The organism is Cryptosporangium sp. NPDC051539 (assembly GCF_044454545.1).
Classification (GTDB): Bacteria; Actinomycetota; Actinomycetes; order Mycobacteriales; family Cryptosporangiaceae; genus Cryptosporangium.
Map to the genome: position 1 here is coordinate 473,880 of NZ_JBITDV010000004.1, position 7,227 is coordinate 481,106.

The following is a 7,227-nucleotide window of genomic DNA, read 5'->3' on the forward strand; positions in this document are numbered from 1 at the left end:
CGTCAGGGCCGGGGCTCTCGTCAGCGTGGAGGTGGCGGGAATCGAACCCGCGTCCACCGTCGCCTCAACAGGTCTTCTCCGGGCGCAGTTCGCTAGGTCTCTACTTGGCCCCATCGGTCACGCGAACAAGCCGATGTGACGAGCCCAGCCACTGTGAGATGTCCCGTCCAGCCCCGATAGCCGGGCTGGAAAGTAAGCCTTCTAGCTGATGCCAGGGTCCGGTCCGAAGGCACTACCGGTCTGACAGTGCAGCTCTAGCCTCAGGCGGCGAGAGCGTACACGCGCTGATCTTCATCGGCGCTTAATTGGTTGCAACGCATGGTTTACGAGCTCATCGTTGCCTTCCTCGGCCCGCTTCCCCTGTCTCAACGTCCGGTGTCGAGACCAATCACCCCCTGGTCGGCGAGGGACGTTCGACCGGTGGTCGAACTTCCCTCGTGTGCAATCACTTCAGTCTAGCGCCGGCCCTTGAGACTGCGGCCGTAGGCCTTCGCGATCTCCCGATCCGAATCTCGCTTGGCCATGTCCTGGCGCTTGTCCCAGGCCTTCTTACCGCGTGCCAGCGCGATCTCCACCTTGGCCCGCCCGTCCGAGAAGTACATCGACAGCGGGACGAGCGTCAGCCCGCCCTCCTTGATCTTGCCGATCAGCTTCTCGATCTCCGACCGGTGCAGCAGCAGCTTCCGGACGCGACGCGGCGCGTGGTTGGTCCACGTTCCGGCGACGTACTCCGGGATGTGCACGCCGTGCAGATAGACCTCGCCGTTGTCCACCAGCGCGAAGCCGTCGACGAGCGAGGCCCGGCCGGCGCGGAGCGACTTGACCTCGGTGCCGGTCAGCACGACGCCGGCTTCCCAAGTGTCGAGCACGGTGTAGTCGTGCCGAGCCTTGCGGTTGGACGCGATGACCTTGCGTCCGGTCTCCCGCGGCATCGACCTGCCTTCCTTCTTGATGTTCCGTAGCTTCAACGATCCTACGGTGGCAGGCCATTCCTTAATTGCTCAGAGGTAACCCGGATTGCTCAGAGGTAGCCCAGCGGGTTCACCGGGTCGCCGTCGATGCGCACCTCGAAGTGCAGGTGGCTCCCGGTCGACGCGCCGGTCGTCCCGACCAGGCCGATCGTCTCGCCGCGGCTGACCTCCTCGCCCGCCCACACCAGGATCCGGGACTGGTGGCCGTAGCAGGTGGAGAGGTCACCGCCGTGGTAGACGCAGGTGTAGTTGCCGTAACCGCCGTTCCATCCGGCCCGCACCACCACACCGCCGGCCGCCGCGTGGATCGGCGTACCGGAGGCGGCCGCGAAATCGGTACCGGCGTGCAGTTGCCACCGCCGGAAGTAGGGGTCGAAGCGGTAGCCGAAGTCGCTGGACTTCCATCCCGCCACCGGCATCCACAGCTGGCCGGGCCGGCTCATCCGGGGGCGGTAGCCGCGGGTCCGGGTCCGGGTCGATCCGCGGCGCTCCCGGTGCGCGGCGGCGCGCAGGGCCCGGCCGATCCGGTTCGACTCGGCCTGGGCTTCCGCGTACCGTTCCTGGCTCGCGGACTTCTCCTGGTTCGCGACCGCGACCGCGTTCCGCCGCCGGCTGACCAGGCTCACCACGACGGCCTGGGCGGCCCGCGCCGCCGACTGCTCGGCCCGGGCGGTGGCGAGCGCGCGCCGGGCGGCCGCCCGGGCGGCGTCCACCTGAAGCTTGTGCTGGGCCACTAGTGCACGTTCCTCGGCCACCACCTGGCGGCGGCGTTCGACCTGGTCGACGGCGCGGCCCTGGCGGCCGATCAGCTGGGTGGCGAAGTCGATGCGTTCGAGGAGGTCCTGCGGGCCTTCGGCCGCGCTGAGCGCGGACAGGACCATCGCCGAGTGACCCTCGTAGGTCGCGCGCACGAACGTGCCGAGCGTGTCGCGCGCCTGTTCCACCGCGGCCTGCGCGGCCGCGAAGTGCTGCTGCGCGCGGCGCAGCTCGGCGGCGGCCCGCGCCGACGCACGCTCGGCCGCGGCGGACCGGACCGCGGCCGCGGCCACCCGTCCCTGCGCGGACGCGACCCGGGTCTGGGCGCCCGGCAGGCGCTGCGAGGTCTCGACGAAGGCCGCGGTCGCGGCCTGAGCCCGCCCGGTCGCGGTCTCCATGACCGCGGCTGCGCGCTGCATCGCCTGCCGGGCTGCGGCCTGGTCGGCCGGTGACGGCTGGTCACGGGCTTGAACTACGGGCTGGTGGACGAGAAGCCCCGCACCGATCGCGAGCACGAGACACACCGAGAACGGGCGGCAACGGCCAACGCGCATACCCGACACCGTACGTATTGCCGGATTAGTTCACAAAGGTCACACATTCTCCGGCGCGTCAGGACGAGACGCCCGGCGTCAGACCTTCACGTAGAACCGGAGCGTGATCCACCCGGTGATGCCCGCGGTGAGCACCGAGACCAGCGCGAGCAGCGGTGCGGTGATCAGCAGGATCGCGCTCCAGCCGATCGACGGCACCACGGTGTCTTGGCCGAGGGCCGACAGCGCGCCGTCGATGACCGTCACCTTGGCGATCGACAGGAAGGCCGTCGCGAAGATCGCGCCGATCAGCCCCGCGACCGCGGCTTCCAGGATGAACGGCAATCGCACGTACCAGTTCGACGCACCGACCAGCTTCATGATGCTGACCTCGCGCCGCCGGCTGTACGCGGCGACTTGGATCGTGTTGCCGATCAGCAGCAGCGCCGCCAGGCCGGCGAAGAGCGAGACCGCCAGCGCGGTGTTCTTGACCGCGTCGATCGCGTCGAAGAGACGCCCGACGAGTTCCTCCTGGGTGGAGACGACGTCCACGCCCGGCTGGGTCTTGTACTCGGCGTCGACGGTATTGGCCTGGTTCGGGTTCTTGAGCTTCACCCGGAACGACTCCGGCAGCGACTCCGGCTTGGTGTTCTCCACCAGGTCGGGCGAGTCCTTGAACAGCTCCTTGAACCGCTTGTAGGCCTCGTCCTTGCTCTCGTACGTGACCTTCTGGACCTCGGGGTCACCCTCGAGCTTCGTCTGCAGAGCGGTCTTCTGGTCGGCGGTCACGGCCGCGTTCAGGAAGATCGAGACCTCGACCTGCGCGTAGAGCAGGTCCTTGGTCTTGGCGACCCCGGCGTACAGCAGGCCGCCCGCACCGAGCAGCGCCAGCGAGATCGCCGTGGTGAGAATCAGGGCGATCGTCATCGTGACGTTGCGCCACAGGCCGGTCGCGGCTTCGGTCAGGACGAACTTGGCACGCATGGATTCCTCGGGAAGGACGGCGAGTCGGGGGCTTCAGCTGCGGGTGGTGCTCATCCGTAAACACCGCGCGCCTGGTCGCGGATGACCCGGCCGCGGTCGAGCTCGACCACGCGGCGGCGCATCTGGTTCACGATGTTCGAGTCGTGCGTCGCCATGACGACGGTGGTGCCGGTGCGGTTGATCCGGTCGAGCAGACGCATGATCTCGATCGAGGTGTCGGGGTCGAGGTTTCCGGTCGGCTCGTCGGCCAGCAGCACCAGCGGGCGGTTGACGAAGGCCCTGGCGACCGCGACCCGCTGCTGCTCACCACCGGAGAGCTCGTGCGGGTACCGGTTCTCCTTGCCCTCCAGGCCGACCAGGCTCAGCACCTCGGGCACGACCCGGCGGATGACCGACCGGGTCTTCCCGATGACCTCCAGCGCGAACGCCACGTTCTCGGCAGCGGTCTTGTTGGGAAGCAGCCGGAAGTCCTGGAACACGCAGCCGACGCTGCGCCGCAACTGCGGCACCTTCCACGGCCGGATCGTCGCGACGTCGCGACCGGCTACCAGCACCTTGCCGGACGTCGCCGTGTCTTCCTTGAGGAGGAGACGGATGAACGTGGACTTCCCCGAACCCGACGGCCCGATGAAGAACACGAACTCACCCTTCTCGACGTTGACGTTCACATCGTCGAGGGCGGGGCGGCGCGACTTCGGGTACGTCTTGGTCACTTGGTCGAGGGTGATCACGGGGGCCGAGTCTAGCCACACCGACTGGGCGCAGAGCTCGGGCTACACAGCTCTCCTACGGTCGTGTTCAGAGAATGGCCGCGGGCCCGGACCGGACGACCTCACAGGGCTCTGTCCGGAACGGTGATGTGACGGACGATCGGCCTGGGGCGGGTGTGACCCACCGGGAGTGTTCAGCGGCACCGGCGGAGGTGATCCGTCACTCTGCGCGGTGACGATCGGCGGACGTTGCCACTGGTCTGTCAGCGCGGGCGCAACCCCGCCCCGCCCACAATGCGTCGAGTGGATCGGTATCGGCCCCGGAAAGGGAAGTTCCCGGGGAAACGGCGTCGGCAGAATTCTTAATGCGGCGATAAGAGACGCCTAGAGATAGCGATAGGTTCTGTCGTCCGGCTATTCGAAATGCGCTCCGGACAGCAGTCGGCCCGGCCGCTCTCGCGACCGGGCCGACTGCTATTGCACTATTGACTCAGGCGCGCTTGCGGCGGCGGGTGACAACCACCATGCCGACGCCCAGGCCGAGAACCAGAACCGCTCCGGCGATGAGACCGCCGAGGCTGGCACCGGTCACCGGGAGGCTGCCCTCCTCGCTCTCGCTGTTCGAGGCCGGCGAGACGCTCGGCTGGGCCTCGTCATCGCCCGCGACCGCGCTCTGGCTCGGCGAGGCTTCGTCGGTGGGCTCGGTGCCCTCTTCCTCGTCGCACTTGTTCAGGTCGAGGCTCGCGGCGTCGAGCTTGTCGCGACCGGCGAACACCGCGACCGCGATCTTCGAGACCTCGAAGTCGTCGTCGTCAGCCTTGGCGAACGCCTTGAAGTCGGCCTCGTCCTTCAGGTCGTCCGGCAGCGTCAGCGTCTTGCCCGGGTTGACCGCGAACTCCTGGGTCAGCGGCTTGTCGTCGTCGAACTTGACGGCAACCGTGAACCGGGCCCGGCGGTCGGTGTCGTTGGTGAGGTCGATCGAGAAAACGTCGCAGTTCAGCGTGATGTCGGCGGAGAGCTCGTCCTCCTCGGCCGAAGGCGACTGGCTGGGCTCGGGCTCGTCACAGGACTTGCCGGGCAGCGGAACGTCCGCGGTCACGTCCTTCTCGACGACCTTGTCGCCGTCCATCCACTTGCCGTGGACCTCGAGCCGGGCCACGTGGTGACCCTTGGCGTCCTTGATGCCGGTGCTGCCCTTGGACAGAACCTGCTTGCCCTTGATCGACTTGCCCGCTTCGATCTCGTCCGCGATGCGGACGTGGCTCTTCTCGGGCTGAGCCTCGACCTCGATGCTCTCGTCGAGGTTCGGGTCCTGGTTGGTCACCGTCCATTCGACGATGTACCGGCCGTCGACGCACTCGGCGGTGCCCTTCACGGCGTTGGTGGTCGCACTTGCCGGTGCGGCGGTCAGCGCGACCGCCCCGATGGTTACCAGACCGGTGACCATCGTCGCGGCAAGGCCGCGGCGGAGAACACCGCGTAAGCCTCGAGCCATCTCAAGCACTTCCATTCCCTCGTTGGACATCGAAAAGAACATCTGGGAACGACAAAGGACACGCCGCGACTAATACGGTGTGCCCCCTAGTGACAGCTGATCCCGAATAAATCGTGGACAGGTTTCGCTGTCGGTGCCAGACCATACGTTGCCACGGAGATGTCACGCCACAGCTCTGGCAATGTTGTGAGAGAGATTTAAGAGGCGGGTGATCGCGATAGTTGGGGTGGTTCGCACAACCAATAGCGGTTGAGCTCTCAACCTGGACGCCGCTCCTGCCACCCTGAGTTACCGCAGACAAACGCGAAACGCCCTCCGGATTCCGGAGGGCGTTCGGGTCGGTGCTGGTCAGGAGACCGGGGCGTCCTGCTGCTTGCGCCAGCGAATGCCGGCCTCGATGAAGCCGTCGATGTCTCCGTCGAACACGGCTTGGGGATTACCGGCCTCGAACTGGGTGCGCAGATCCTTCACCATTTGGTACGGGTGAACCACGTAGGACCGCATCTGGTTGCCCCAGGAGTTACCACCGTCGCCGCGCAGAGCGTCCATCTCGGCTTTCTGTTCCTGACGACGGCGCTCCAGCAGGCGCGCTTGCAGGACCCGCATCGCGGCCGCCCGGTTCTGGATCTGCGACTTCTCGTTCTGGCACGACACCACGATGCCGGTCGGGATGTGCGTGATGCGCACCGCCGAGTCGGTCGTGTTGACGCTCTGGCCGCCGGGGCCGGACGACCGGAAGACGTCGATCCGCAGGTCGTTCTCGGGGATCTCGACGTGGTCGGTCTGCTCGACGACCGGCAGCACCTCGACACCGGCGAACGACGTCTGACGACGGCCCTGGTTGTCGTAGGGACTGATGCGCACGAGCCGGTGGGTGCCCTGTTCGACCGAGAGCGTGCCGTAGGCGTACGGGGCCCGCACCGTGAACGTCGCCGACTTGATGCCGGCCTCTTCGGCGTAGGAGGTGTCGTAGACCTCGGTGCCGTAGTGGTGACGCTCGGCCCAGCGCAGGTACATCCGGAGCAGCATCTCGGCGAAGTCGGCCGCGTCGACGCCACCGGCCTCGGCGCGGATCGTGACCAGCGCCTCGCGGGGGTCGTACTCGCCGGACAGCAGCGTGCGGACCTCGAGCTCTTCGATCGAGCCGCGCAGCGAGTTGACCTCGTTCGCCACTTCCTGGACCGAGCCGGGATCGTCTTCGGCTTCGGCCATCTCCAGCAGGAGCTGGGCGTCGTCGAGTCGTTGCCGGAGGCCCTCGACCTTGTTGAGCTCGCCCTGGGCCCACGACAGGCGTGACGTGACCTGCTGCGCGTTCTCTTGGTTGTCCCAGAGATCGGGTGCAGCGGCCGCCTCGTTCAGCTCGGCCAGCTCGCGCCGGAGCTTGGGGAGGTCGATCACGCTCTCGACCGAGGTCAGGGTCGAGTCGAGAGCCTTGAGCTCTTCATTCAGGTCGACGGCAGCCACAGCAACCCAGCCTACGCGGTCGGGCCACCCGTTCGCTTACCGCCTGCTCCGACGACCCGTCGTTCCCGGCCGTGCGGAGCTCCCCTGGGGCCCAGCCAGCTGAAAGCAGCGACCTGTCGTTCCCGGCCGCGCGGAGCTCCCCTGGGGCCCAGCCAGCTCAAAGCAGCGACCTGTCGTTCCCGGCCGTGCGGAGCTCCCCTGGGGGCCCAGCCAGCTGAAAGCAGCGACCTGTCGTTCCCGGCCGTGCGGAGCTCCCCTGGGGGCCCAGCCAGCTGAAAGCAGCGACCTGTCGTTCCCGGCCGTGCGGAGCTCCC

At 67.5% G+C, this 7,227-nt stretch carries 6 protein-coding genes and 1 other RNA gene; all 7 read right to left on the reverse strand.

All coding sequences use genetic code 11. The annotated features are described in order from the left end of the window. Positions 1-23: 23 nt before the first annotated feature. Positions 24-396: a transfer-messenger RNA gene (gene ssrA, locus ACIBZJ_RS15855) on the reverse strand. 59 nt (positions 397-455) lie between these two features. Beyond that, positions 456-932, reverse strand: coding sequence for an SsrA-binding protein SmpB (smpB, locus tag ACIBZJ_RS15860; protein ID WP_395930250.1), 477 nt, complete (start codon positions 930-932; stop codon positions 456-458). A gap of 89 nt (positions 933-1,021) precedes the next feature. Further along, positions 1,022-2,281, reverse strand: coding sequence for a M23 family metallopeptidase (locus ACIBZJ_RS15865; protein ID WP_395929952.1), 1,260 nt, complete (start codon positions 2,279-2,281; stop codon positions 1,022-1,024). A 78-nt stretch (positions 2,282-2,359) separates the two neighbouring features. Continuing rightward, complete coding sequence (ftsX, locus tag ACIBZJ_RS15870) at positions 2,360-3,244, reverse strand: permease-like cell division protein FtsX (protein WP_395929954.1); 885 nt, start codon at positions 3,242-3,244, stop codon at positions 2,360-2,362. A gap of 50 nt (positions 3,245-3,294) precedes the next feature. Then, positions 3,295-3,975: a cell division ATP-binding protein FtsE gene (gene ftsE, locus ACIBZJ_RS15875; RefSeq protein WP_395929956.1), complete on the reverse strand. Its 681-nt coding sequence runs from the start codon at positions 3,973-3,975 to the stop codon at positions 3,295-3,297. A gap of 469 nt (positions 3,976-4,444) precedes the next feature. Then, positions 4,445-5,449, reverse strand: coding sequence for a hypothetical protein (locus tag ACIBZJ_RS15880; RefSeq protein WP_395929958.1), 1,005 nt, complete (start codon positions 5,447-5,449; stop codon positions 4,445-4,447). A 348-nt stretch (positions 5,450-5,797) separates the two neighbouring features. After that, positions 5,798-6,913, reverse strand: a complete 1,116-nt coding sequence (gene prfB, locus ACIBZJ_RS15885; protein ID WP_395929960.1) for a peptide chain release factor 2 — start codon at positions 6,911-6,913, stop codon at positions 5,798-5,800. Positions 6,914-7,227 lie beyond the last annotated feature (314 nt).

Excerpts from the sequence above, each read along its gene's own strand:
- smpB (WP_395930250.1), bottom strand. The coding sequence starts at position 932 with ATGCCGCGGGAGACCGGACGCAAGGTCATCGCGTCCAACCGCAAGGCT.
- ACIBZJ_RS15865 (WP_395929952.1), bottom strand. The coding sequence starts at position 2,281 with ATGCGCGTTGGCCGTTGCCGCCCGTTCTCGGTGTGTCTCGTGCTCGCG.
- ftsX (WP_395929954.1), bottom strand. The coding sequence starts at position 3,244 with ATGCGTGCCAAGTTCGTCCTGACCGAAGCCGCGACCGGCCTGTGGCGC.
- ACIBZJ_RS15880 (WP_395929958.1), bottom strand. The coding sequence starts at position 5,449 with ATGGCTCGAGGCTTACGCGGTGTTCTCCGCCGCGGCCTTGCCGCGACG.